Annotated in this window: 29 protein-coding genes and 1 riboswitch; of the genes, 16 read left to right on the forward strand and 13 right to left on the reverse strand. The window is 60.9% G+C overall.

What is annotated here, in order from left to right:
* Positions 1-156: 156 nt before the first annotated feature.
* Entirely contained in the window at positions 157-1,044 is an 888-nt protein-coding gene (locus tag AC5I5B_RS15550) for a LysR family transcriptional regulator (protein WP_080865986.1), read from the reverse strand.
* A gap of 95 nt (positions 1,045-1,139) precedes the next feature.
* Here AC5I5B_RS15550 and AC5I5B_RS15555 point away from each other — a divergent pair, with 95 nt between their 5' ends.
* Entirely contained in the window at positions 1,140-1,682 is a 543-nt protein-coding gene (locus AC5I5B_RS15555) for a GNAT family N-acetyltransferase (protein WP_087743555.1), read from the forward strand.
* 126 nt (positions 1,683-1,808) lie between these two features.
* Here the strand turns inward: AC5I5B_RS15555 and AC5I5B_RS15560 are convergent, their stop codons facing one another.
* Positions 1,809-2,165: a hypothetical protein gene (locus AC5I5B_RS15560; protein WP_020813072.1), complete on the reverse strand. Its 357-nt coding sequence runs from the start codon at positions 2,163-2,165 to the stop codon at positions 1,809-1,811.
* Positions 2,166-2,385: 220 nt separating this feature from the next.
* Here AC5I5B_RS15560 and AC5I5B_RS15565 point away from each other — a divergent pair, with 220 nt between their 5' ends.
* Positions 2,386-2,988 (forward strand): superoxide dismutase, encoded by a 603-nt coding sequence (locus AC5I5B_RS15565; RefSeq protein WP_003509319.1) that lies wholly within the window; start codon positions 2,386-2,388, stop codon positions 2,986-2,988.
* 111 nt (positions 2,989-3,099) lie between these two features.
* A complete protein-coding gene (locus AC5I5B_RS15570; RefSeq protein ID WP_174054409.1) occupies positions 3,100-3,969 on the forward strand; it encodes a metallophosphoesterase in 870 nt (289 codons plus the stop codon).
* A 145-nt stretch (positions 3,970-4,114) separates the two neighbouring features.
* On the opposite strand, the gene AC5I5B_RS15575 is transcribed toward AC5I5B_RS15570, so the two are convergent.
* Positions 4,115-4,834 carry a helix-turn-helix transcriptional regulator gene (locus AC5I5B_RS15575; RefSeq protein ID WP_111834903.1) on the reverse strand — a complete coding sequence of 240 codons (720 nt, stop codon included), beginning with the start codon at positions 4,832-4,834 and terminating at the stop codon, positions 4,115-4,117.
* A 132-nt stretch (positions 4,835-4,966) separates the two neighbouring features.
* Between AC5I5B_RS15575 and AC5I5B_RS15580 the strand changes: the two genes are divergently transcribed.
* The 6 genes from AC5I5B_RS15580 to AC5I5B_RS15605 all read left to right on the forward strand — a co-directional run bounded on the left by AC5I5B_RS15580 (position 4,967) and on the right by AC5I5B_RS15605 (position 8,832).
* Positions 4,967-5,596 carry a LysE family translocator gene (locus tag AC5I5B_RS15580; protein ID WP_003522261.1) on the forward strand — a complete coding sequence of 210 codons (630 nt, stop codon included), beginning with the start codon at positions 4,967-4,969 and terminating at the stop codon, positions 5,594-5,596.
* Between the two features lie 119 nt (positions 5,597-5,715).
* A complete protein-coding gene (locus AC5I5B_RS15585; RefSeq protein WP_162695589.1) occupies positions 5,716-6,150 on the forward strand; it encodes a c-type cytochrome in 435 nt (144 codons plus the stop codon).
* Positions 6,151-6,240: 90 nt separating this feature from the next.
* Complete coding sequence (locus AC5I5B_RS15590; protein ID WP_099085563.1) at positions 6,241-7,161, forward strand: c-type cytochrome; 921 nt, start codon at positions 6,241-6,243, stop codon at positions 7,159-7,161.
* A 48-nt stretch (positions 7,162-7,209) separates the two neighbouring features.
* A riboswitch (cobalamin riboswitch) is annotated at positions 7,210-7,443 on the forward strand.
* 162 nt (positions 7,444-7,605) lie between these two features.
* Positions 7,606-7,788 carry a CbtB domain-containing protein gene (locus AC5I5B_RS15595; protein WP_003509308.1) on the forward strand — a complete coding sequence of 61 codons (183 nt, stop codon included), beginning with the start codon at positions 7,606-7,608 and terminating at the stop codon, positions 7,786-7,788.
* Positions 7,789-7,799: 11 nt separating this feature from the next.
* Complete coding sequence (locus tag AC5I5B_RS15600) at positions 7,800-8,513, forward strand: CbtA family protein (RefSeq protein WP_111834902.1); 714 nt, start codon at positions 7,800-7,802, stop codon at positions 8,511-8,513.
* A gap of 4 nt (positions 8,514-8,517) precedes the next feature.
* Positions 8,518-8,832 (forward strand): hypothetical protein, encoded by a 315-nt coding sequence (locus tag AC5I5B_RS15605; protein WP_111780990.1) that lies wholly within the window; start codon positions 8,518-8,520, stop codon positions 8,830-8,832.
* Positions 8,833-9,003: 171 nt separating this feature from the next.
* Here AC5I5B_RS15605 and AC5I5B_RS15610 read toward each other — a convergent pair whose 3' ends face one another.
* The 4 genes from AC5I5B_RS15610 to AC5I5B_RS15625 all read right to left on the reverse strand — a co-directional run bounded on the left by AC5I5B_RS15610 (position 9,004) and on the right by AC5I5B_RS15625 (position 11,159).
* Positions 9,004-9,570 (reverse strand): type 1 glutamine amidotransferase family protein, encoded by a 567-nt coding sequence (locus tag AC5I5B_RS15610; RefSeq protein ID WP_087743560.1) that lies wholly within the window; start codon positions 9,568-9,570, stop codon positions 9,004-9,006.
* A 21-nt stretch (positions 9,571-9,591) separates the two neighbouring features.
* Positions 9,592-10,080, reverse strand: coding sequence for a GNAT family N-acetyltransferase (locus AC5I5B_RS15615; RefSeq protein WP_003509304.1), 489 nt, complete (start codon positions 10,078-10,080; stop codon positions 9,592-9,594).
* A 204-nt stretch (positions 10,081-10,284) separates the two neighbouring features.
* Positions 10,285-10,698 carry a MerR family transcriptional regulator gene (locus AC5I5B_RS15620; protein ID WP_003509303.1) on the reverse strand — a complete coding sequence of 138 codons (414 nt, stop codon included), beginning with the start codon at positions 10,696-10,698 and terminating at the stop codon, positions 10,285-10,287.
* A 110-nt stretch (positions 10,699-10,808) separates the two neighbouring features.
* Complete coding sequence (locus tag AC5I5B_RS15625; RefSeq protein WP_111834901.1) at positions 10,809-11,159, reverse strand: hypothetical protein; 351 nt, start codon at positions 11,157-11,159, stop codon at positions 10,809-10,811.
* Between the two features lie 129 nt (positions 11,160-11,288).
* Between AC5I5B_RS15625 and dmeR the strand changes: the two genes are divergently transcribed.
* Positions 11,289-11,561 (forward strand): Ni(II)/Co(II)-sensing transcriptional repressor DmeR, encoded by a 273-nt coding sequence (dmeR, locus tag AC5I5B_RS15630; RefSeq protein ID WP_003509296.1) that lies wholly within the window; start codon positions 11,289-11,291, stop codon positions 11,559-11,561.
* 53 nt (positions 11,562-11,614) lie between these two features.
* Positions 11,615-12,628, forward strand: a complete 1,014-nt coding sequence (gene dmeF / locus AC5I5B_RS15635; RefSeq protein WP_111834900.1) for a CDF family Co(II)/Ni(II) efflux transporter DmeF — start codon at positions 11,615-11,617, stop codon at positions 12,626-12,628.
* Between the two features lie 10 nt (positions 12,629-12,638).
* Here dmeF and AC5I5B_RS15640 read toward each other — a convergent pair whose 3' ends face one another.
* The 4 genes from AC5I5B_RS15640 to AC5I5B_RS15655 form a co-directional block, all read right to left on the reverse strand.
* Entirely contained in the window at positions 12,639-12,926 is a 288-nt protein-coding gene (locus AC5I5B_RS15640) for a hypothetical protein (protein WP_003509294.1), read from the reverse strand.
* Between the two features lie 317 nt (positions 12,927-13,243).
* Complete coding sequence (locus tag AC5I5B_RS15645) at positions 13,244-14,350, reverse strand: quaternary amine ABC transporter ATP-binding protein (protein ID WP_080864296.1); 1,107 nt, start codon at positions 14,348-14,350, stop codon at positions 13,244-13,246.
* Positions 14,343-15,251, reverse strand: a complete 909-nt coding sequence (locus AC5I5B_RS15650; RefSeq protein ID WP_080865994.1) for an ABC transporter permease — start codon at positions 15,249-15,251, stop codon at positions 14,343-14,345. The genes AC5I5B_RS15645 and AC5I5B_RS15650 overlap by 8 nt, the downstream gene beginning before the upstream one ends.
* Before the next feature lie 246 nt (positions 15,252-15,497).
* The gene (locus tag AC5I5B_RS15655; RefSeq protein WP_112958572.1) at positions 15,498-16,508 is read right to left on the reverse strand and encodes an ABC transporter substrate-binding protein; all 1,011 of its coding nucleotides are present in this window, start codon (positions 16,506-16,508) and stop codon (positions 15,498-15,500) included.
* 83 nt (positions 16,509-16,591) lie between these two features.
* On the opposite strand from AC5I5B_RS15655, the gene AC5I5B_RS15660 reads away from it, so the two are divergent.
* The gene (locus AC5I5B_RS15660) at positions 16,592-16,723 is read left to right on the forward strand and encodes a hypothetical protein (protein WP_003509291.1); all 132 of its coding nucleotides are present in this window, start codon (positions 16,592-16,594) and stop codon (positions 16,721-16,723) included.
* A gap of 278 nt (positions 16,724-17,001) precedes the next feature.
* Here AC5I5B_RS15660 and AC5I5B_RS15665 read toward each other — a convergent pair whose 3' ends face one another.
* Positions 17,002-19,101, reverse strand: coding sequence for a S9 family peptidase (locus AC5I5B_RS15665; protein WP_111835019.1), 2,100 nt, complete (start codon positions 19,099-19,101; stop codon positions 17,002-17,004).
* Between the two features lie 223 nt (positions 19,102-19,324).
* Between AC5I5B_RS15665 and AC5I5B_RS15670 the strand changes: the two genes are divergently transcribed.
* The 4 genes from AC5I5B_RS15670 (at position 19,325) to AC5I5B_RS15685 (ending at position 22,709) form a co-directional block, all read left to right on the forward strand.
* Positions 19,325-19,726 carry a DUF930 domain-containing protein gene (locus AC5I5B_RS15670; protein ID WP_003509289.1) on the forward strand — a complete coding sequence of 134 codons (402 nt, stop codon included), beginning with the start codon at positions 19,325-19,327 and terminating at the stop codon, positions 19,724-19,726.
* Positions 19,727-19,831: 105 nt separating this feature from the next.
* Positions 19,832-20,740: a dihydrodipicolinate synthase family protein gene (locus tag AC5I5B_RS15675; RefSeq protein WP_111784555.1), complete on the forward strand. Its 909-nt coding sequence runs from the start codon at positions 19,832-19,834 to the stop codon at positions 20,738-20,740.
* A 51-nt stretch (positions 20,741-20,791) separates the two neighbouring features.
* The gene (locus AC5I5B_RS15680; RefSeq protein WP_020812985.1) at positions 20,792-21,517 is read left to right on the forward strand and encodes a polysaccharide deacetylase family protein; all 726 of its coding nucleotides are present in this window, start codon (positions 20,792-20,794) and stop codon (positions 21,515-21,517) included.
* A gap of 112 nt (positions 21,518-21,629) precedes the next feature.
* Positions 21,630-22,709 carry a bifunctional transcriptional activator/DNA repair enzyme AdaA gene (locus AC5I5B_RS15685; RefSeq protein WP_111835018.1) on the forward strand — a complete coding sequence of 360 codons (1,080 nt, stop codon included), beginning with the start codon at positions 21,630-21,632 and terminating at the stop codon, positions 22,707-22,709.
* A gap of 28 nt (positions 22,710-22,737) precedes the next feature.
* On the opposite strand, the gene AC5I5B_RS15690 is transcribed toward AC5I5B_RS15685, so the two are convergent.
* Entirely contained in the window at positions 22,738-23,934 is a 1,197-nt protein-coding gene (locus AC5I5B_RS15690; protein ID WP_080865999.1) for an AI-2E family transporter, read from the reverse strand.
* Positions 23,935-23,965: the final 31 nt, after the last annotated feature.

Consider the following 23,965-nt stretch of genomic DNA (forward strand, 5'->3'; position numbering starts at 1 on the left):
GTCACCCCGGACTAGATCCGGGGTCCAGGGCGATCAAGTCCTTGATCGCGAGAGACTCTACTCACGGCGCAGACGCGCCGTGGCTGGATGCCGGATCAAGTCCGGCATGACGGAAGAAAAGTGTCATAAAGCCCGCGCCCGAAACCGGCGCGGGCTTTATCGTTTCTGCAAGCTCGGCAGCGCAGCGGCAAGCGCCCGCAGCGGCGCGGTCATATGTTTGTCTCGCCGCATCGCCAGCGCGATCCGGCGCTCCAGCGGCGGCTCCAGCGAGCGCCATTCAAGCCCCGACGTTGCGCTTTCATGCTCCATCGCCATGCGCGGCACGATGGCGAGGCCAAGGCCCGCACCCGCGAGCTTCTTGATGGCCTCGACGCTGCCCAGTTCCATGGCGGGCTGCACGGTGCGGCCGCTCGCCGAAAACCATTGATCCACCAGCCTGCGCGTATTGCCGCCCTCGTAAAGCAGCAGCGGCCGCGTCGAAAGCGTTTCGGCGTTCAGTACCGTTCTGTCGGTGACGGCGCCATGCGGGAAAACTGCAACCAGTTCATCGAGATGGATGTCGCTGATATCGAGGCTGCGGCCACTGGCGGGCAGGGCCACCACCGCCGCATCGATCGTGTTGGCCTCCAGAAGCCGCAAAATATCGTGCGTATTGCCGGTCTGCACGACGATTTCGATACCCGGCATGGCCTGACGGATTTTGGCCAGCACGGGCGGCAGCAGATAGATGCAGGCAGTTGCGCCCGTGCCGATGCGCAGGCGTCCCGTCACCCCGCTGCGATGAGGTGCTACGGTATCGATCGCATGCGCCACTTCTTCCGCAATCCGCCTTGCATGGATGAGAAAATCCCGGCCCGCCGCCGTCGGCTGCGCGCGCCTGCCGACCCTTTCGATCAACCTAACGCCGAGTTGTTTTTCGAGAAGCCGGATATGCAGGCTGATGGCCGGCTGTGTCAGCCCCGCCTTGTCGGCGGCGGCGGAAAAGCTGCCGAGATCGGCGACATCCATGAAGCTGCGCACCTGCCGCAGATCGAGGTCCATCATCAAAGAAAACCTTATCGTTTGTATAAGACAGATAATCTTTATTTTGGCTGCGCCGCAATGCACAATGGGGCCGTGAATGACCACAGGACGAGATAATGACCCTTCTCACAGTATCCAGTTGCACCATCCGCCCTTGCGAGGAAGCGGATATTCCAGCCATTACCGAAATTTACCGGGATGCCGTGCTGAACGGCCGCGCCAGCTTCGAGATCGATCCGCCGGGCGTGGATATGATGCTTGAGCGCCGTCGCCTGTTGGTGGAGGGCAATTATTCCTATCTCGTCGCCGAAATCGACGGAAAGATAGCCGGATATGCCTATGCCGGGGCCTATCGTCCGCGCCCGGCCTATGGCGCGGCGGTTGAGAATTCCGTTTATGTCGATCCGGCCATGAAGGGCATGGGGATTGGCCGCAAACTACTCGATGCGCTGATTGAGGATGCGACCTCGCGCGGCTTCCGGCAGATGCTCGCCGTCATCGGCGATAGCGGCAACGCCGCCTCGATCGGCCTGCACCGTGCGGCCGGTTTCGAGCATGTCGGCACGTTCAAATCCATTGGCTGGAAACACGGCCAGTGGCTGGATACCGTCCTGATGCAGCGCGCGCTGGGCGAGGGCGACACAACGCCCCGTTTTTGATCAGCTGGAGCATTTCCTGAAAATCTGGAGCCCGGTTTTCCGTCTGGAAATGCGACAAAACAAAAAGTTTGAGCGGGATGGCGAAAACTGTGAGCGGTTTTCGCCATCCCGCTGTTTTTATATGATTTAGGGCTGGGTGGAGCCGGGAATTTCCACCTTCAGCGTATCCCCGGCAAGCTCGCTGCCCAGTTCCACCGCCTTGGTCTTCTTGTCGTAGACGCAGATATGGCTGACCGTCGCATCCGCGCCCTTGGCCTTGCCGGTCAGGATGGCGAGGCCGTAATTTTCGCTGCCGACGGGATCGACCACCGCCTTGGCGTCCTCGATCATGTCCTTGGCTCCGGCAAGGCAGGCCGTCTGCACATCCGCCACGAATTCTTTCCAGGCATCGTCCGAGGATGCGGCGGCGGGGAGTGCCAGCGATGATAGGGCGGTGAAGAGGAGGATGGAGCGGATCAAGGAGCGGGAGTTGGGGCGGGTCATGGAATTTCCTTCCTGCAATTTCATCAAAAGCGAACCGATAGGGTGGAAAACAGTACGCCAGGGTTGTGAAACAAATGTGGTGGCGGCTGGCTTGAGAGGAATTTTCTCTTTTGTCGGAACATTTTGATATTTCACAGGTTGCCCAAACAGAGGTTCGCTCCTATGGTCCGCTCACACGGTTTCTAGGAGCGGTAACCCGCTGCAAAAAGGAGTAAAAACCATGGCCTTCGAACTTCCTGAACTCCCCTACGACTACGACGCGCTTGCACCATACATGTCGCGCGAGACGCTCGAGTTCCATCACGACAAGCACCACAAGGCATATGTCGACAACGGCAACAAGCTGGCGGCGGAAGCCGGTCTTTCCGACCTTTCGCTTGAGGAAGTCGTGAAGAAGTCCTTTGGCACCAATGCTGGTCTCTTCAACAATGCTGCCCAGCATTACAACCACGTCCATTTCTGGAAGTGGCTGAAGAAGGACGGCGGCGGCAACAAGCTGCCGGGCAAGCTGGAACAGGCGTTCGCCTCCGATCTCGGCGGTTACGACAAGTTCAAGGCTGATTTCATCGCCGCCGGCACCACGCAGTTCGGCTCCGGCTGGGCGTGGGTTTCCGTCAAGAACGGCAAGCTCGAAATCTCCAAGACCCCGAACGGCGAAAACCCGCTGGTTCACGGTGCAGAGCCGATCCTCGGCGTCGACGTCTGGGAACACTCCTACTACATCGACTACCGCAACCTGCGTCCGAAGTACCTCGAAGCCTTCGTCGATAACCTCATCAACTGGGACTACGTCCTGGAGCGTTACGAAGCCGCCGCCAAGTAAGGCTTGCGGAACGGAATTTTCGAACACCCGGCCCTCGCGCCGGGTGTTCTGCTTTTGGGATGTCGTTCTCTGTCACAAGCCTGTCATCCGCCGGGTTTATCGCGGCGCATCATGACTGAAAAAACCACGCCTCTCTTCTCCTTCGGCATTGTCGCCGATCCCCAATATGCCGATGCCGATCCGCGCCCCGAGATGGGCCGATATTACGCTGAAAGCCCGAAAAAGCTCGCAGACGCGATCGACGCCTTCAACCGCGAAGATCTGGCCTTCGTGGTGACGCTGGGCGATATCATCGACCGCGGCTTTGAAAATTTCGATGCGATCCTTGCCGTTTACGACAAGCTTCGCCACCGGTCGGTCCTGCTGCCGGGCAATCACGATTTCGCCGTCGCCGCTGAGCATTTGCCCGATATCCATAACCGCCTCGGCATGTCCGCCCCCTGGCATGATTTTTCCATCGGCGACGTCCGCTTCGTCGTGCTTGACGGCAACGAGGTCAGCCTTTTCGCCCCGCCGCCCGGCGATCCGCGTCGCGCGCTTGCTGCAGAGCGGCTGAAGCGTCTGGCGGATGCGGGCGCAATCAATGCGCAGGACTGGAACGCCTCGTTCAGCGATGAACAGTTCGAATGGCTGCAGACGGTTCTGCAAAAGGCGGATGCGGCAGGCGAAAAAGTGATCGTTCTCTGCCACTACCCTGTCTATCCGGAAAACGCCCACAACATGTGGGACGCGCCGCGCATCCTCGAGCTTCTCGGCGCGCATCCTTCGGTCGTCGCGTGGTTCAACGGCCATAATCACGAGGGCAATTACGGCGCGCTGGGCCATACCCACTTCGTGAATTTCAAGGGCATGGTGGATACGCCCGACCAGAACACCTTTGCCATCGCCGATGTCTTTGCCGACCGAATCGCCATTCGCGGTTTCGGGCGCGAGGAGGATCGGGTACTGGAGTATTTGCTGCAAAACGCTGCCGTGGTTTAGGCCAGACTCCCCTCCGCCGCGCAAACGCGCGTCGACTGGATTCCTGTGACGAGCACAGGAATGAGGGTGGAGAGGGCTGCTCCGGCTCCGACAGAGAACAAAGGCTGCGAGCTGCACTATCTCGTGCTCGTCGCACAACGCCAGCTCAATCTGTCGCGCGTTCCGGAGTTCTGTTTCCCGGCTGGTTGCTCTGCCAGCCGCTCATCCACAATTGCCGCAGCTTCTCGCCTTCGAGCTTGAAGAAGCTGCCCGTGGTGTCGCAGCTCAGCACCCGGTCCGAGCGGAAATTGCGGATCGCCTGCCGTAGTTCGCACCAGGCGACGATATTCACCGTTTCGGAATAATAGATCACCGCAATCGGCCGAATCCGTCGTTGCGTTTCCGCGCCGGCTTCATCGCGATAGGTGATTTCCAGTTTCTCCTCGTCGCGCACCGCGCGCCTGACCGTGGCAAGATCGACGCCTGCTGGCACCGGCGCGATGCTGCCCCAGGCGTGCAGGGCATTGGCGGAGAGGGTTTTCGACAGGGGGTCGGGCAGGGAGGCGGCGATCTTGTCGCTGACCTGCCTGGCCGCCTGCCGCAATTCGGCATCGCCGGTGCGGGCGACCATGGCGAGCGCCAGCACGATCGCCTCCGTCTCTTCGATGGAAAACATCAGCGGCGGCAGGTTGAAGCCGGGACGCAGGATATAACCGACGCCGCGTTCCCCTTCGATCGGCACGCGCATGGTCTGAAGGGCGGCTATGTCGCGATAGACCGAGCGCACCGTCACCTCCAGCGCCTCGGCAATGGTCTGCGCGGTGACGGGCCTGCGCGCCACCCGCAGGATCTGGATGATTTCGAACAGTCTCGACGCCTTGCGCATTGCCGTTTTCCCGGGGATATTACGACGCAACTGACACAACGCTGTCAGTTGGCCTTTCCTATAAACGGAGAAACACATTGAGAAACATCGGCTTTCCCGAATGTGCCATGAACCGTTTTGGGAGATACTGACATGAGTTACGCCGAAAATCTCTGGCTTTTCTTTCTGGTCCTGTTCGGCATCATCATTCTGCCGGGCATGGACATGCTGTTTGTGCTGGCAAGTGCGCTGACGGGTGGCAAGAGAACCGGCCTTTCCGCCGCAAGCGGCATGAGCGCCGGCGGCATCGTGCATTCGCTTTACGGTGCGTTGGGCGTCGGCATGCTCGCCGCGTGGATGCCGTCGCTGTTCCTGCCGCTTCTGGTCTTTGGCGCCGCCTATATGATCTGGATCGGCATCGGCCTGATGCGCAGCGCGATTGTCGTGAACGGCGACGAGGCCCAGGCGAGCGCTTCGGTCAGAAAAGCCTTCTGGCGGGCGGTGCTGACCTGCCTTTCCAATCCGAAGGCCTATCTGTTCATGATGGCGATCTATCCGCAATTTCTCAAACCCGCCTATGGCCCGATCTGGATGCAGGGGCTGGTGATGGGCGCGATGGTGGCGGTGACGCAGTTCACCGTCTATGGCGCGCTGGCGCTGACGGCGGATAAAAGCCGGGCATGGCTTGTTTCCTCGCCCGCCGCCACGATCTTCATCGGTCGCGCCGCCGGTTTCATGCTGATTGCCGCAGCGCTTCTCACGCTCTGGGAGGCCTTGTCTTAGGCTTCTGTTTTCACGATGGAATTCACCGCAATGTGACTTCTTTTCGCCATCCGGAAAGGGCATCCTCGCGCCGTTCCATCTAGCGCCCGGTGTCCCAGCCGGAATCAAGGAGAGTGTGCATGAAACTGAAAACCATCACGGCGGCCATGCTTTTCGGCTGTCTTTGCGCCGGAGCGGTCTACGCTGCCGGCGAAGTCGAAAAACGTGAAGGCATGATGAAGCAGATCGGCGGCGCCATGGGTTCGCTCGCTGCCATCTCCAAGGGCGAGAAGCCCTTTGATGCTGATGTGGTCAAGGCTGCGGTGACGACCATCGGCACCAATGCCAAGGCTTTCCCGGACCAGTTCCCCGCCGGCACCGAAACCGGCAGCGCGGCTGCTCCCGCCATCTGGGAAAATTTCGAGGACTTCAAGGCCAAGGCCGCCAAGCTTGGCACGGATGCGGACATCGTTCTCGCCAATCTCCCCGGCGATCAGGCGGGCGTTGCCACCGCCATGAAGACGCTCGGCGCCGATTGCGGCACCTGCCACCAGACCTACCGTCTGAAGAAATAATCGAATGATTCTGGAAACGCCGCTTCCCGGCGGCGTTTTCTCACGCTCGAAAGGCATCTGACCGGGTCAGGTGAGAATGGGGAGAGGGGTATGTCCTCCATCTGGACGAAACTCGCTGGCGGGGCCGTGGTCGCGGCGATTGCCGGCTACGGCATATTCGCCTGGGTCACCGCGCCGGAACGTCAGGCGCCAAGCCATTGGGTCAGCCTTGGCGAACCGGATCTGGCCAATGGCGAAACGCTGTTCTGGGCGGGCGGCTGTGCAAGCTGTCATGCCGCACCCGATGCGAAGGGTGAGGCGCTGTTGACGCTTGCGGGCGGGCAGGCGCTGAAAAGCCCCTTCGGCACCTTTCATGTGCCCAATATTTCTTCCGATCCGCAGCATGGTATCGGCGGCTGGACGCTGGCGGAATTCGGCGATGCGATGACGCGTGGTGTGGGCAGGAACGGTGAGCACCTTTACCCGTCCTTTCCCTACGCCTCCTATGCCCGCATGACGCAGAAGGACATCAACGATCTCTTCGGTTATCTGAAAGCCCTGCCGGCCAGCCAGAACGATGCGCCGGATCACGAACTGCCGTTCCCGTTCAACCTGCGCATGGCGCTGGGCGGCTGGAAGTTCCTTTATTTCGACCCCTCCGCACCGCCGCGGGTCGAGCTTGCCAATGCCAATGCCGAATTGCTGCGCGGTCAATATCTGGTGGAAGGGCCGGGCCATTGCGGCGAGTGCCATACGCCGCGCAATGCGCTCGGCGGTTTCCTTGCCGATAAGTGGCTGGCCGGCGGCCCCAATCCGGAAGGCGAAGGCCGCATTCCTGACATCACCCCCGGCTCGCAAAGCATCGGAAGCTGGGCCAAGGCCGATATTGCCAGCTATCTGGAAACCGGCTTCACCCCGGAATTCGACAGCGTCGGCGGTTCCATGGTCAAGGTGCAGCAGAACATGGCGCATCTGACGGCGGATGACCGCGATGCGATCGCCGCCTATCTGAAGGCCATTCCGGCGCGGTAGGGTGCCCCTGGGCGCATGCGCGCCCATTGACTCCCGCCGCCACCCATCGGATAACAATCCTGTGATGGTTCCTTCCGGGCGTTCCGGAAGGTGAAAAGGGAACACGATAGGGAGAAATCCTCATTCGTGGCTGCCCCCGCAACTGTGAGCGGAGAGCCTGAAACGAAGTGCCACTGGCAAGCCATTTTCCGGGAACCGAGGTTTCCAGGGAGGGCGATGCCGGGAAGGTGTTTCAGGTTTTGACCCGTAAGCCAGGAGACCTGCCATCACGGAAATGTCCATGCCGGCGGGGTGTCCGGAAGAGCGGAATTTCAGGGTGGCGAGATCAATGCCTCCCTGTGTCAGTCTCGTATCCCCGTGGTGAAGTGTATCGCATGCGGTCTTGCGGCTCCCGCCGTTCGGCCGTGTCTAAAGGCGCGGGGTCGCGCCGGGAGAGGGGTCACCATGTCCATCCAGCAGAATACGGCCAATTCAGCCGTTTCCGCAAAAACGGGCAGCTTCGCGCAATCGCTGACGGCGATCGTGCTTGGCCTGTTCGTTGTCGGTTTTGTCGGCTTTTCCCATGTGGAAGCCGTTCACAATGCCGCGCATGACACGCGTCATGCCAATGCCTTCCCCTGCCATTGAGGGGAAACGGCATGTCATCTTTTCGCAATATCGTCTTTACCGCGGTTCTCGTCGGCATTCTCGGTGGTTTCGCCGTGTCTGCCATGCAGGCTTTCGGCACCACGCCGCTCATCCTTCAGGCGGAAACCTATGAGAGCGCCGGTGGCGAGGCGCCTCACAGCCATGATGCGACGGCGCCCGGTGCTGCGGTTCCCGCCCATGAGCACAATGACGAGGCCTGGGCTCCGGCCGATGGCTTCGAGCGCACCGCCTATACCGTTGCCGCCAATGTCCTGACCGCCATCGGTTATGCGCTTGTTCTGACCGGCCTTATTTCGCTGCGTGGCACGAATGGCGGCTGGCGCGAAGGCCTTCTCTGGGGCGTTGCCGGTTTTACCGCCGTCATGCTGGCCCCGATGATCGGCCTGCCGCCGGAACTGCCGGGCAGCCCGGCCGCCGCACTTGAGGCGCGGCAGATCTGGTGGCTTTCCACGGTTGCCGCAACCGCGGGCGGCATAGCGCTGATCGCATTCCGCCGCGAACCCTGGGCCATCGTTCTGGCGCTGGTGTTGATCGTCGCACCGCATGTGGTGGGCGCACCCCTGCCGCCGGAAGGTGAACATGCGCTGGCGCCGCTGCCGCTGGAGCGTCAGTTCATCGTCGCCGCCACCATCACGAGCTTCGTTTTCTGGGCTTTGCTCGGAACATTGAGCGCGTTTTTCCTGAAGCGCTTCCAGCAGGCGTAAATCCATGCAGGACGCAGCGGAATGGAGTGAGGAACTCGATGCGCTGCGTTTTGCCGTTCCCGGTCACGGCGCTTTCTGCGCCGTGCACCGCCTTGCCTTCAAGGCGGTGCTGGGGCCGAGCCCTACAGAAGAGGCGGCTCTTGCCTTTTTCCACGACCATGAAGCCGCCTTTGTGGCGGCGGCACTTGCCAAGATAAAACGTGCAAATTCACCTGCCGGCCGTAGCCTGCATTTGAACAGCCGCGATATTCGCCGGGCGATTGCCGGGGAGGGCGGCGATCACGCAGCACGTGTTTGCCGGGTGCTGGATCAGCGATAATCATCGCTGTTCTCACCTCCGTCATCCCGGCCTCGAGCCGGGATCCAGCCAGCCCAAGTCCTTGGGCTGAGAGGAGTCTTTCCGCCGCGCAGACGCGCGTCGGCTGGATTCCGGCCCAAGGCGGGAATGACGGGGAGTAGAGGGAGTGCAAACAACCGAGACGGCTGCGCCTCAGCGATGCTCCGCCGCAAAAACCTGAAGTTCCGCCTCGGCTTCCGGACCAAAGAGGCCGAGGTGTTTCAGGATTTCCACCGCAAAACTCACCGGCGCGCTGCCGGCGGCCGTGATGATGCCGCGATCGCTGACTGCTTTCGGCTGGTCGCGATAAAGCGCCTCGCCGCTATAGACGGGATAGGCCCTGTGCGATGCCAGCGAATTGCCGGTATGGGCGACATCGTTCAGAACGCCCGTGCCGCCGAGCGCGCTCGCCGCCGCACAGATGCCGGCCACCAGCCGGTCCCTGTCGCGAAACCGGTGCACCAGCCCGCCAAGATCGACAGCCGTTCCCTTTTCCCAGCTGAGACCGCCGGGAATGACAAGCGCATCGATGCCAACAGGATCAAGCGCGTCATAGGATGTGTCAGGCGTTACATTCAGCCCGCCCATGGACGTTACCGGCCGGCCATCAGGCGTGGCATAGATGATTTCGACGCCGAGATAGCCGCGCGCTGCGGCAGCAAGCAGCGCCGGTTCCCAGTCAGCAAAATCCTGCGCGAGCGCAATGGCGATCCGTGTCATGGTCGTCTCCGTTGATGCCAATCAGGCAATTGACTGCATGTAGCGCATGCCGGTAACCGGCCGGGGCGCGAAATCCATGTTTTCGTAGAAGCGATGCGCCGCGACATTGCCTGTTGTGGCGCTGACGGAAAGATAGTCGCAGCCGAGACGCTTGGCGATATCGCGGGCGCGGGAAACCAGATGCTGACCGGTGCCATGGCCGCGATGGCCGTCACGCACGAAGAGATGATGCAGCTCAAGCCCGCGCCGGCCTTCCTGCGCCCTGTAGAGCGGCAGAAGCAGGGCGTAACCGATCAGCGCGCCATCGGCTTCGGCCACGAGGCCATGCACCCAGGGCAGCGGGCCGAACAGGTCGCGTTCCAGTTTCGCCGGCGTGATCGCCGCCGCATCGCCGTGGTAGGAGGCAAGCAGCGTGATCATCTCGTTGAGTTCGGGCAAGTCCGTCTTGCGTGCGCCACGAATGATGACGACGGGCGGTCTTTCCAGTGTAAGGGAGCTATCTTCGGTCATTTTTTCGGTCCTTTGGTCTTATCGGTGCCGTCAGGACGCTTGAGAAACAACAAAGCCGCCTGACGGCGGCTTGTTGACAACATGATCTGTCGAGCCGCCCTTAGAGGTAGGCCCAAAAGTACGAGCAGGAGATGGGTGCGCGTTCGTTGATCATGGGAAATGCAATGCGCCCGAATCCGTAATCTGTCAAGCCCGGTTTTCCGATCAATGTTCACCCTCGCACATGTCATGATTGGAAAGCGCGCGGATGACGTAACAATCCTCGATCGAATGGCCGTGGCAGTGGGAGACGATGCGCTCCAGCTCGTGCTCCAGCTTCTTGAGGCTGGCGATCTTTTCTCGCACATGGGCGAGATGTTCGGCAGCGATGCGGTCCGCGCCCTCGCATGGCATCTGCCGGTGCTGGCTAAGTGCGATCAGTTCGCGGATGGCGTCGATGTTCAGCCCGAGATCACGCGCATGGCGGATGAAGGCCAGCCGGTCGAGGTCGGCCTTTTCGTAACGGCGCTGGTTGCCCTCCGAACGGTCGGCCTCGCGGATGAGGCCCATCTGCTCGTAATAGCGGATCGTCGGCACCTTGACGCCGGTACGTTTGGACAATTCACCGATGGACAGCATGACTTTCTCCATATCTCGGGCAAAGACGGGAGAACGGGGTGGCTCCGCCGTTCAGGGTCGATGCTCTAGTCTCTAGAGATATTGCTTTTCAGCCCGTCATTCAATGGGTCTCAGGCGGCGTCATCCACGCCAAGCGCCTGGGCGAGCGCTTTGAGGACATCATTCTCGATGCCGGATGCGGCTTCTGGCTGTGCCGATGCGGCCATGTCCAGGGCGGGCGTTGTCGTGGAGGTGCCGCTGTCGAGATTCCAGAGTGCTGTGGCGAGGCCGAAGGAAGCACTGGCGGCGGCCGGCGCGATGGCCGTGGCAGCGGTTTCGACGCTCGAAATGGTGCGATGCGCGGCGCGGGTCAGCTCCAGCAGGGCTTCGGTGGTGGAATGGGTTTCCTTGCCTCTCGCCGGCTCAAGGCTCCGGAGCTGAGTGGGATGATAGCTGCTGATGGTTGCTGCGATAGTCGTCATGACTGAGTCCCCTAAGTTTCATGGGGAGATTTTTTAAGGATCGAAACATTCGCGAAGATTGCGTCAAGCGGGGCTTGAACGGAAAATCTCGCTCATATAGTATACCCCCCTATAGTATATGAGGTCCCCATGTCCCATACGATCCGCAACAAGGAGAAGCTTCTCGCCCGCATCCGCCGCCTGAAAGGGCAGATGGAAGCGGTGGAGCGTGCGCTTGATGATGCCAAGCCCTGCGGCGAGGTGCTGCAATTGCTCGCTTCCGTGCGCGGCGCGCTTTCCGGACTGACGGGGGAGGTGATGCAGGAGCATCTGCATGAGCATGTGGTGCATGCCGAAAACGAAGACGAACGGGCCCGGGCGGCGGAAGAGCTGGCCCAGGTGCTGAAGACCTACATCCGGTGAAATCGAACGGGCCAGCAGATCAGACAGGCCAGTAGCAAACAGGATTGAGCGACATGACGACGACATCCGAACACCGCGCAGCAGCCGGTCATGACCATGTTTTCCTCGGCCAGAACCATGAGCGCAATGAGAGGCGCGTCTGGATGGTCATTGCGTTGACTGCGGCCATGATGGTGGCGGAAATCGTTGCCGGCCACTGGTACGGCTCCATGGCGCTGACGGCGGATGGCTGGCACATGTCCACCCATGCGGGCGCGATGCTGATTTCGGCCTTGGCCTATCTTTATGCCCGTCGTGAGGCGCGCAACCCGCGCTTCACCTTCGGCACCGGCAAGTTCGGCGATCTCGCGGGTTTTGCCAGCGCGATCGTGCTGGCGGTGGTGGCGCTGCTGATTGCCGTGGAAAGCGCTATGCGCCTATTCAATCCCGTCGAAATCGATTTCAACCAGGCTATCCTCGTCGCCGTCATCGGCCTTGCCGTCAATCTTCTCAGCGCCGTTCTGCTGAAGGATGATCATCACCACGATCATGGGCATGGCCACGCCCACGGCTCGCATGCCCATCACGGCCATGGCAGCCACGCCCATCATGATCATGGCTCGCATGCCGGTCACCATGCTGACCCCGGCGCAAAGGGCGGCAGGGACAATAATCTGCGCGCGGCCTATCTGCATGTGCTGGCGGATGCGCTGACCTCGGTTCTCGCCATCGTCGCGCTGCTGCTTGGCAAATGGAACGGATGGTCGTTCCTTGATCCGGCCATGGGTATCGTAGGCGGTCTGGTCATTGCCCGCTGGTCATGGGGGCTGATCCGCTCCACGGCGACGACCCTGCTTGATGCGCTGCCGCCGGCGGAGGATTTACCGCAGGAAATCCGTGAAAGCGTGGAGACGGAAGAGGATCGCATCACCGACCTGCATGTCTGGCAGGTGGGGCCGGGGCATCACGCCGCCATCGTGGCGATCCATTCGCAGGCGCCGAAGGCGCCGGCTTTCTACAAGCAGAAACTTGCCGCCATACATGAACTGTCCCATGTGACGGTGGAAGTGAGCCCGGCAAGGGCCTGATTGGAATCGTTTATTCGGTATATTCCGAATAGGCGCTGCGCACCCATTCCGCCTGTGCTTCCGCCTTGTCCTCGGCGGAAGCCGCGGCCGTATCCTGATAAGCGGGCGCGCTGCCATTGCCGACAGCCCACAGCACATTGGCCAGCGACTGGGAAAGAATGGTGCTGGAAACGGTCGGGTTGCCGGGGCTGCGTTTGACGGCCTGTTCTTCAGCCGCATTCTGCGCGCCGCCGGCTTTTTCAAGCTCGCGAACACGCCCCTGGTAATTATATCCGCCGATATTGCTTTCAATCTGCATGTCGGTGATTCCGCGTTCAAAAGTTAACGAATAGTTAACGGCGGGGACTTGTCCGAAACTTGCGCTTGCTGCGCTGCAGCGATCGCCGAGGGTTGACAGCCGGCGAAGTAGTGCTTCGTTTTTGCATGACTGAAGGCGGTACTGGGGTAGTTATCTCCTGATTTCGCACGGCGGCGAGGGAGAGCATGTGGGCGCTGGCGCCTGGGCTCAAGATTGGCCTTGAAATACGGCTTGCCTCCACTCCACGTCATCCTCTCCTCAAGGGCGAGGATGACGTGGAGTGTGGGGCAAGGCCAGTCAGCTCCCGGAATGCCGGATCAAGCCGTTTCTTTCTCCACCGGAACAACCGTTTCCCCAGGCTTCTCCGGCTCTTCCGCCGCTTCCACCTTAACCTCCGCCTCCTGCGGCGCAGGCGTCACCATCGCGGCCACAAGCGTGTCCAGACCGATGCTGCCGACCGGTTTGCCGTCCTCGTCCACCACATGGGCGGTCGTCTCATTGGCTTCCGACATGTCGCGGGCGATTGTTTCCAGCGTCGCGTTCTCCTGCACGGCCATGCCTTCGGGGCGGCTTTCGAGCGGTTCCATGACAGTGGTTGCCTGCAGCACGCGGCTGCGATTGACGTCACGCACGAAGTCGGTGACGTAGTCGTCCGCAGGCGAGAGGATGATGCTCTGGCCGTCGCCCTGCTGCACCACTTCGCCGTCTTTCAGGATGGCAATATGGTCGCCGAGCCGCAAAGCCTCGTCCAGATCGTGGGTAATGAACACCACGGTCTTTTTCAGCTCCTGCTGAAGGTCGAGCAGCATCGTCTGCATATCGACACGGATCAGCGGATCGAGCGCCGAATAGGCCTCGTCCATCAGCAAAATATCGGCATCATTGGCAAGCGCGCGGGCAAGGCCGACACGCTGCTGCATGCCGCCGGAAAGCTGGTTCGGGTAATAATCCTCATACCCGTCCAGACCGACGCGGTTCAGCCAATACCGGCCCTTTTCCTCGCTCTTGCTGCGTGGCATGCCCTGAATATCGAGCCCGTAGACGCTGTTTTCCAGCACGGTGCGATGCGGCAGGAGGCCGAATTTCTGGAACACCATCGCCGTTTTGTGACGGCGGAATTTCCGCAGCGCCGAAGTGCTCATGCCGCAAATGTCCTCGCCGTCGTAGAGAACCTCACCGGCAGTCGGGTCGATCAGCCGGTTGATGTGGCGGATCAGCGTCGACTTGCCGGAACCGGAAAGCCCCATGACCACGGTGATCTTGCCGCCCGGCATGGTGATGTTGATGTTGTTGAGGCCAAGCACATGGTTGTGTTTGTCGTTCAGCTCGACCTTGTCCATGCCTGATCGCACAGCTTCGAGATATTTCTCGGGATGCTTGCCGAAGATCTTGTAAAGATTCCTGATTTCGATGCTTTTAGCCATGGGAGACCTCGCGGTATTTCTGCAGGCGCTTGCCGAAGGCCTGGCTCGCCCGGTCGAACATGATGGCGATGGCGACCAGAGCGAAACCGTTCAGGAAGCCCACCGTGAAGAACTGGTTGTTGATGGCCTGAAGCACATTCTTGCCGAGCCCGCCGACACCGACCATGGAGGCGACAACGACCATGGCGAGCGCCATCATGATGGTCTGGTTGATGCCGGTCATGATGGTGGGCAACGCCAGCGGCAGCTGCACGTTGAACAGCTTCTGGCCATTGGAGGAGCCGAAGGCGTCGGCCGCCTCAAGTACTTCCCGATCCACGAGGCGAATGCCGAGGCTGGTGAGGCGGATGACGGGCGGAATGGCGTAGATCACCACTGCGATCAGGCCCGGAACCTTGCCGATGCCGAAAATCACCACCACGGGGATGAGATATACGAAGCTCGGCAGGGTCTGCATCACGTCGAGCACGGGATTGATGAGGCGTTGCAGGCGTTCCGAACGTCCCATCAGGATGCCGAGCGGCAGGCCGATGACGATGGCGATCAGCGTGGCGATGGCGACGATGGAGAGCGTCGTCATGGCGTCGCGCCAGAGGCCGACGGCGCCGATCATGAGCAGGGAAATGGCGGTGCCGCCGGTGATCTTCAGGCTGCGCCCGGCCAGATGCACGATGGCCAGAATGACCAGCATCGTGATGATCCACGGCGTTTGGATGAACAGCCGCTCTGAGGCATTGAGGAACAGCTGCAGCGGATGCACGACCACGTCGATCGCATCGCCGTAATTGCGCACGATGTCGCGAAAACCGTCATCGATGGTCTTGCGTGCCACACGCATCGTACTGTTGTCGATAGCCGGGAACTTGCAGAGCAGGTCCGGCAGGTAGTTGCAGAGGGCCATTATTGTTGTTTTCCCTTTGGGTTGGGGGGGGCGGCGGGCGGCGGCTGGGGCACCCCCCTCTGTCCTGCCGGACATCTCCCCCACAAGGGGGGAGATCGACCTGCGGTAAGGTCTCGCCCATGACACACGTTGCGGATTTGGGAGAAGGGTGCGCCCAGCCGATCTCCCTCCTTGTGGGGGAGATGTCCGGCAGGACAGAGGGGGGTAAAGCCACGGATAAAAACCGAAGCTTCCCCCATCAACCAATCACATCGAAGCCTTGATCTTCTCCGCCACCTCGGCCGGAACCCACTTCGTCCAGATGTCCTCATGGTTCTCGAGGAAATATTCCGCGCCGTCCTCGTTGGTGCCCTGGTTCTCATCCATCCAGGCAAGGATTTCGGCGACCGTTTTGTTGTCCCAGTTGCGGGCCTTGATGTAGTCCATCGTCACCCCGGCCTTGCCTTCGAAGTCCTTGGTGATGACCGTAAAGACATCCGCCACGGGATAGGCGTTGACTTTGGGATCGGCACAATCGACCTTCGCCGTGCATTCGTCGAAATGGGCGCGGTCGAGTTCGACGCCGTCGTCCAGCTTCACCATCTCGTATTTGCCGAGAATGGCGGTGGGCGACCAGTAATAGCCGAGCCAGCCCTGCTTCTTTTCAAAAGCGTTGGCGATAGAGCCGTCAAGACCGGCGGCCGAACCGGTGTCGACCAGCGTGAAGCCCTTTTTGTCGCCTTCGCGCGCCTTGTAGAGATTGGCGGTCGTCACCTGGCAGTTCCAGCCGGATGGGCAATTGTGCACGGCGCCTTTGCTGGCGTCTTCCGGGGCGGGGAAGAGTTCGGGGTGCTTTAGCGCGTCTTCGACGGTCTTGATGTCGGGGTGTGCGTCGGCGATGAATTTGGGGATCCACCAGCCTTCGATGCCGCCTTCGCTCAGGATTTTCGACGCTTCGATCATGCGGCCGTCCTTGACGGCGGCGCTGAGCGGTTCGCGCACGGCGTTCACCCATAATTCGGGGGCCATGTCCGGCTGGCCCTTTTCGTTCATGGAAGCGAAGGTCGGCATGGTGTCGCCGGTGACGACATTGACCGTGCAGTCATAGCCGTTTTCCATAATGAACTTGTCGACATAAGCCGCGACACCCGCGGATGCCCAGTTCATTTCGGCGATGGTGATGCTGCCGCAGCTATCGGCGGCATTGGCGGAATGTGCTGCACCGGCAGCGATGGTAAAGCCCGTTACGAGAATGGTCGAGGCCAGGAGTTTCTTCATAGGAGACCTCCAAGTCTGATGCAGTGTTTTCAGTTGGCAAAGCGGGAGCACTGCAAAGCCCGGATTGCCAAGGGCGAACTGACATGGCGCGTGGAAAAGCCGAAAAATTACGGCGAGAAGAATATCCGCAGAACACGCTGCGGCATTGCCGCAAGAAAAGCGGCGAAAAGGCGCATGAATATGTCAACGACCGGCATAATACGGCCAAAAAGTGATATTGCAACGCGAAATGACGCATCGCAGCCATGCATTCGATTTTTGGAACATTTCCCTATTTCGAATAATACATGAGAGTTATTATGATTTAAGTTGGATATATTATTAGTTGCAATAACTAGAAATAAAAATCCAATGATATGACAAGTGAAATTTAAAGAAAAGATACAATCGATATTTTCTGGAATAAATGTTCGAAAAGATGATTTTTGTGGGTATTTTTATCTCTCATGGGTCGGGCGGCGACGGAATCGCCGCCCGTTTTAATGTCAGGCCGTCACACGGCGTCCTTGCCGGCCACCTTCAGCGCGAAGGCGTATTCGAAGGCAATTTCTTCAAGCCGCTGGAAACGGCCCGATTTGCCGCCATGGCCGGCCGCCATGTTGGTCTTCAGCAGGATGGGCGCTTCTCCCGTTGTCCTTTCGCGCAGCTTCGCCACCCATTTGGTCGGCTCCCAATAGGTCACGCGCGGATCGGTAAGGCCGGAAAGCGCGAGGATCGGCGGATAGGCCTTGGCGCCGACATTGTCATAGGGGCTGTAGGCGGCGATCCAGCCGTATTCCTCTTCCGATTCCAGCGGATTGCCCCATTCCGGCCATTCCGGCGGGGTCAGGGGCAGCGTGTCATCGAGCATTGTCGTCAGCACGTCCACGAAGGGTACGGCGGCGATGATGCCGGCGAATTTCTCCGGCGCCATATTGGCGACAGCCCCCATGAGCATGCCGCCGGCCGAGCCGCCTTCGGCGATGATGCCCTCATAGGAGGTGAAACCTTCCTGAACCAGATGGTCAGCCGCTGCGATGAAGTCGTTGAAGGTGTTCTGCTTGGCTTCCATCTTGCCGGTTTCGTACCACTCGAAACCCTTGTCCTTGCCGCCGCGAATATGGGCGATGGCATAGATGAAACCACGGTCGGCCAAGGACAGCGTGGTGGTGGAGAAGGAGGCGGGGATGGTGATGCCGTAAGCGCCGTAGCCATAAAGCAGGCAGGGGGCGGAACCGTCGAGCGCCACATCCTTGCGATAGAGCAGGGAGACCGGCACCAACTCGCCATCATGCGCAGGCGCCATGATGCGGCGGGTGATGTAGTCATCCGGATTGTGGCCTGATGGTACTTCCTGCGTCTTCAGAAGCGTGCGCTCACGCGTCACCATGTCGTAATCGAACAGCTGGCTCGGCGTCGTCATCGAGGAATAGGAGAAACGGATGACGTCGGTGTCATATTCTGCCGCGCCATGCAGGCCGAGCGAATAGGCCTCTTCGGCAAAGGCGATGGAATGTTCCTCGCCGGTGCGGCGGTCGCGGATGACGATGCGCGGCAGGCCGTCGCGGCGTTCCAGCCAGATCAGGTGGCGGGCATAGGCGTCGACGGAGAGGATCAGGCGGCCCGGCTCGTGCGGAACCACCTCTTTCCAATTTTCCTTGCCGGGCGCGGTGACCGGCGCTTCCACGATGCGGAAATCCTTGGCGTCGCCGTCATTGGTAAGGATGAAGAAGACGTCGCCGCCTTCGCACATCGAATATTCGATGCCCTCTTCGCGCTCCGCCACGATAGCGGGCTCGGCCGTCAGGTCCTTGGTGGAGAGAATGCGGTATTCGCTGGTCTCGTGGTCGTGAATGTCGATGAAGATGAAATCGTCGAGCACCGACGCGCCGACGCCCATGAAGAAGCCGGGATCCTTTTCCTCATAAACCAGCCGGTCGGCCGATTGCGGCTCGCCGATGATATGGTGGAAAACTTTCGAGGGGCGATGGTTTTCGTCCTGCAGCGTATAGAAAAAGCTCTTGCCATCGGGCGCCCATGCGCCGCCGCCGCCGGTGTTCTCCACGACGTCGGCAAGGTCCTCGCCGCTTTCGAGATTGCGGATGCGCAGGGTGAAATATTCCGAACCCTTGTCGTCATAACCCCAGATGCCGTGACTGTGATCGGAGGACTGGTCGAGACCGGCGAGACGGAAATAATCCTTGCCTTCCGCTTCCTTGTCACCATCAAGCAGAACATGTTTTTCGCCGCCATCACGCGGGGTTCGGAAATAATGCGGCTGCTCGCCGCCGGTCACGAACAGCGTGCCATAGGCATAAGGCCCGTCATTAACGGGAACGGAGGAATCATCCTGCTTGATGCGGCCCTTCATTTCCTCGAACAGCTTTTCCTGAAGCGCCTTGGTGTCGCCCATGGCCGCTTCCATATAGGCGTTTTCCGCCTCCAGATGGGCGCGGATGGCCGGGTCGAGCAGGGTGGGGTCCTTGAACATGGCCTGCCAGTTATCGGCCCGGAACCATGCGTAATCGTCGGTGCGGGTAATGCCGTGATGCGTATCCTGGACGGGCCGTTTTTCGGCGGTCGGGGCAATGGGCAGGTTCTTGAAAATCGGCAAGGGAAACTCGCTTTCCTGTAAAAATTCTTGGGCGGCACCAAGATGTAGAGTGCGGCTTGCGGCCGATCAAGTTTCAAATCTCCACAGGCGGAATGCGGCTCGGGCACAATTTCGTCAGCTTTCGATCACATTTTGGCAATATCCGGCAAATCGGCGATGATGTGCGTCGGCCGTCCGGCCTGCCGCGATCGACAAGAACAAACGAAAAAACTGACAGGACCCCATGCGAAAGCTTCTTCCCGCTGCCCTCTCTGCCTTTTTCCTCAGCCTGCAGGCCTTCACCCCCGCTTTCGCGATCGATGCCAGCGTCATGCGGCAACTGAATGCGCTGGCCCCCGAAGAACGCCTGGAGCAGCGCTGCGATATAGAGGCGATGGAAAGGATAGCGACGGAACAGAAGGGCATGCGGCCGGACAAGGTCATCGCCTATACGTTCGGCGACCCGGAAGTGGGCAAGAACTCCATCAAGGCGCCGGGTGCGGTCTTCAGAAGCGCGGGCGAATGGTACAAGCTCAAATACAAGTGCCAGCTGAAGAGCGACAGCCTCAGCATCCAGTCCTTCGACTACCGTGTGGGGGACAAGATTCCCGAAGAGCAGTGGAAGAAGTTGTATCTTTATGACTGAGCACGGAATTTTTCGATTTCAGGCCAGCGTTTAGCCGCCGCTTTTGTTGCGGCCGCGCGGTCGGCTCTGTAACCCTGACTTCCGATCGAAGTGAGGGGCATAGACATGACGAGACGATTCAAGGGACTTTCGGCTTTTCCGATTACGCCGGCCGACGAGGCGGGGCGGGTCGATGTTGAAGCCTTCTCGGCCCTGATCGAGCGGCTGGATACGGCGGCGGTCGATTCCATCGGCATTCTCGGCAGCACCGGCATCTACATGTATCTCACGCGGGAACAGAGACGTTGCGCCATCGAGGCCGCCGCCGCCATCCTTAAGGGCAGGCGCATATTGATGGCGGGTGTCGGCGCTTTGCGCACCGATGAGGCCGTTGCGCTTGCCACGGATGCGGAAGCCGCCGGCGCCGATGCGCTGCTGCTGGCACCCGTGTCCTACACGCCGCTGACGCAGGAAGAGGCCTATCACCATTTCGCCGCCGTGGCTGGCGCGACGGCCCTGCCGCTCGCGATCTACAACAACCCGACGACCACCCGGTTCACCTTCAGCGACGAGCTTCTGGTGCGGCTCGCCTATATCCCGAATATCCGCGCCATCAAGATGCCGCTGCCGGCGGATTCCGATTATGCCGGCGAACTTGCGCGGCTGCGCCCCAAGCTGTCGGAGGATTTCGCCATCGGTTACAGCGGCGACTGGGGCTGTGCGGACGCCACACTTGCCGGCGGCGACACATGGTACAGCGTCGTTGCCGGCCTGCTGCCGGTTCCGGCCCTGCGGCTGATGCGGGCGGCTCAGGCCGGCAATGCGGAAGAGGTGAAACGGATCGATGCGGCCTTCCAGCCGCTCTGGGCGCTGTTCAGGGAATTCGGCAGCATCCGCGTTGTTTACGCCGCCGCCAATATCCTATCGCTGACGGTGAGTGAACCGCCGCGGCCGATCCTGCCGCTCACCAGTGCGGAACGCCAGCGAGTGGAAGAGGCGCTGGAAGCCCTGTCCGTGCTGGAAACCGCGCCATAATTCGGGCGCTTTGCAGGCGGATTGCCACCTCTTCACACTCCGGAATATAAAATGCTGCGTCGCCTCTTCATTGCCGCCCTGTTTCTCTCCGCCTCTTCAGCCGCTTTTGCGGGAACCGGCCTTGTCGAGCCGTCGCTGAAAATGACGCCGCAGCATGACGGCAGGGTGCGGGTGGCGATGACGCTGGATGCCTGCATGGGCAAGACCGATCACCGCATCCTCGATACGCTGGTGCGCGAGCGCATTCCCGCGACGATCTTCGTCACCGCCCGCTGGCTGAAACATAACAGCGAGGCGCTGGCCACGCTCATGGCGCATCCGGATCTGTTCGAGATCGAAAATCACGGCGAAAACCATGTGCCGGCGGTGGACAAGCCCGTTTCCATCTACGGCATTGCCGCCGCCGGTTCGCAAGCCGCGGTCGAGCAGGAAGTGGAGGGTGGCCGTCAGGCGATCGTCGCCGCTACCGGCATCCAGCCGCAATGGTTCCGGGGGGCGACGGCCAAATACACAGGCTCGTCCATGGCCACCATCAACCGGCTTGGCATGCGGGTCGCGGGTTATTCCGTCAATGGCGATGGCGGCTCGCTGCTGGGTGCGGCGGCGACGGCGAAACACATCGCTTCCGCCAAGGACGGCGATGTCATCATCTCCCACATCAACCAGCCCACCCATGAAGCGGGCGAGGGCGTGGTGAAAGGCCTGCTGGCGCTGAAGGCGCGGGGCGTGATTTTCACAAGGCTGGACGACCCGTCCTTTGCGCCGCCGGGGAATTGAAGGGGAAGCTCCTTCCTCATTCCTGTGACGAGCACAGGAAAGAGGGAGATGAGCCACATCCACGCCCGTTTTTCGGCGGCATGCCGCTTAAATTTGCGCTAGCATCCTCCCCATGATGCTGTTCAAACGCCCCGACACCGAAACCCTGTATTCAGCCCTTGTGAACAAGGACCCCGCCTATGAGGGCGTGGCCTATGTCTGCGTGACCTCGACGAAGATCTTCTGTCGTTTCACCTGCACGGCGCGCAAACCGAAGATCGAGAACTGCCGGTTCCGCGAGACCATCGCCGAATGCCTGGAGGCGGGTTTCCGCCCCTGCAAACGCTGCAAGCCGATGTTGTCCTACGGCACCGCCGATGAGACCGTCACCTCGCTGCTGACGGCGCTGGAAAACGAACCGGCGCGGCGCTGGCGCGAGGAGGATGTGGTGGCGCTCGGCCATGATCCTTCCACCGTGCGCCGCACTTTCAAGCGCCGTTTCGGCATGAGCTTCCTGGAAATCGCGAGATTGCGCCGGCTGGGCGATGCGGCGGAGAGCATTGCTGCCGGCGAAGCGGTGATCGGTGCACAGATCGATGCCGGTTACGATTCCGGCAGCGGTTTCCGCGCCGCCATCAACCAGTTCTTCGGCGCTTCACCCATGGCCATGAAGGGCAAGGGGTTCCTGAAGGGCGACTGGATCGATACGCCGATCGGCCCGATGCTCGTCGTCGCCGACGATCACGCCCTGCATCTCCTCGAATTCGCCGACCGGCCGGCGCTTCCCGCCGAGCTGAAGCGGCTGAAGACGCGTACCGGCGCGGATATGGTGCTCGGCCGTACGGCGGTGACCGGCCAGATCGAAGCGGAGCTCAAGGCTTATTTCGCCGGCCGCTCGGCCGCCTTCGAAACCCGGCTTGCCGGCCACGGCACGCCCTTCGAGCGCGATGTCTGGCGCAGCCTGCGGGAAATTCCGGCGGGGGAGATCGTCAGCTATTCCTCGCTTGCAACCACCATGGAAAGGCCGTCCGCCGTGCGCGCGGTGGCCCGCGCCAATGGCGCCAACCAGATCGCCATCGTCGTCCCGTGCCATCGGGTGCTGGGCGCGGATGGCAGCCTGACCGGTTATGGCGGCGGGCTGTGGCGCAAGAAATGGCTGATCGAGCACGAGCGCCGCATGGCAACCCGCGAAGGTATGCCGCTCGCTTCCTGAGCGGCCCTGATGCGCCTTTCGGAAAAGGCTAGGCAGGCAAGTTTGGCACAACCCGGCGCGAGGGGAATAGCTCCCGCGTCACCGTCATCGCGATCAGCGACAGCGGCAGGGCGAGCATGGCGCCGGCCGCCCCCCACATCCACGTCCAGAAGATGATCATCACGAAGACGAGGAAGGGGTTGATCTCCATGTTGCGGCCAACGACCGCCGGAAAGGCGAGGTTTTCCATCAGCAGGTGAATGGTGAAGAAGATCGCCGCCGGCAGAAGCGCCAGGACGATGTTGTCATGGGTGATGATGCCTGCCACCGTCAGCGAAATCGTCATGGCGGTGATGCCGAGAAACGGCACGAAGCTGGAGAGGAAGGCAAACAGCCCCCAGAGCAGCGGCATGGCCAGCCCGCCAAAATAGGCGATGACCACCATCGTCACGCCAAGCCCGGCATAGATCAGCGCCGCCGTGGCGAAATAGGTGCCGAGCACCTCTTCCACCGAGCCGATGATGCGGATGGTGCGAAGCCGCTGGTGGCGGGCCGGAAAGGCCATGATGATCGCCTTGCGCAGCCGCAGCCGGCTATAGAGAAACATCAGCAGCGCAGCGAGGAAGATCAGGCCCTGAATGACCGCGGGGGTGATGTTGGAGCCGAGCACGGAGATGATCTCGCCGCTGCGCGAAATCAGCGATTCCATCGACATTGACCCCATGCTGAAACTGGCCGCCGAAATATTCAGCCATCGCAGGCTTTGCAGATAGGGCAGGAAACGATCGATGCTGCGTTCAATCAGCGCCGGGCCTTCGGAAGCGAGGAGCGAGAGCGGCTCGGTCAGCGAATTGATGACGAAAAACATCACCGCCGCCACGAGGCTCGACAGGATAAGCGCAACGCCGAAACCGGGAATGCCGTAGGAGCCGAGTTTTTCAGCGGCGATGCCGAGGATCATGCCGACCACGATGGCCATCACCACCGGAATGAGGATGAGCGACAACTCGTGGATGACCGCCATCAGCATGATGAGGAAGATGCCGATCACCGACCAGGCGACGACCACATCCAGCGCTTCGCGGCCGAGTGGCTGCTGGCTGCGCGCGTCGTCACGGCGTGGGGCGGAAGCCGGTACTTCCAGCGGGTCCGCTCTAGTTGCCGGAATGCTTCCGGCGGTGGCGCCGGCGTTTGCCCCGGTGCTGACCAAGCTGCCGGTCTTCTCCGGCCTGGCATTTTCATTCATCGAACGGTCCCCCAATAAGGTGACAAACGTT

The sequence above is a fragment of the Agrobacterium sp. genome, assembly GCF_059499945.1.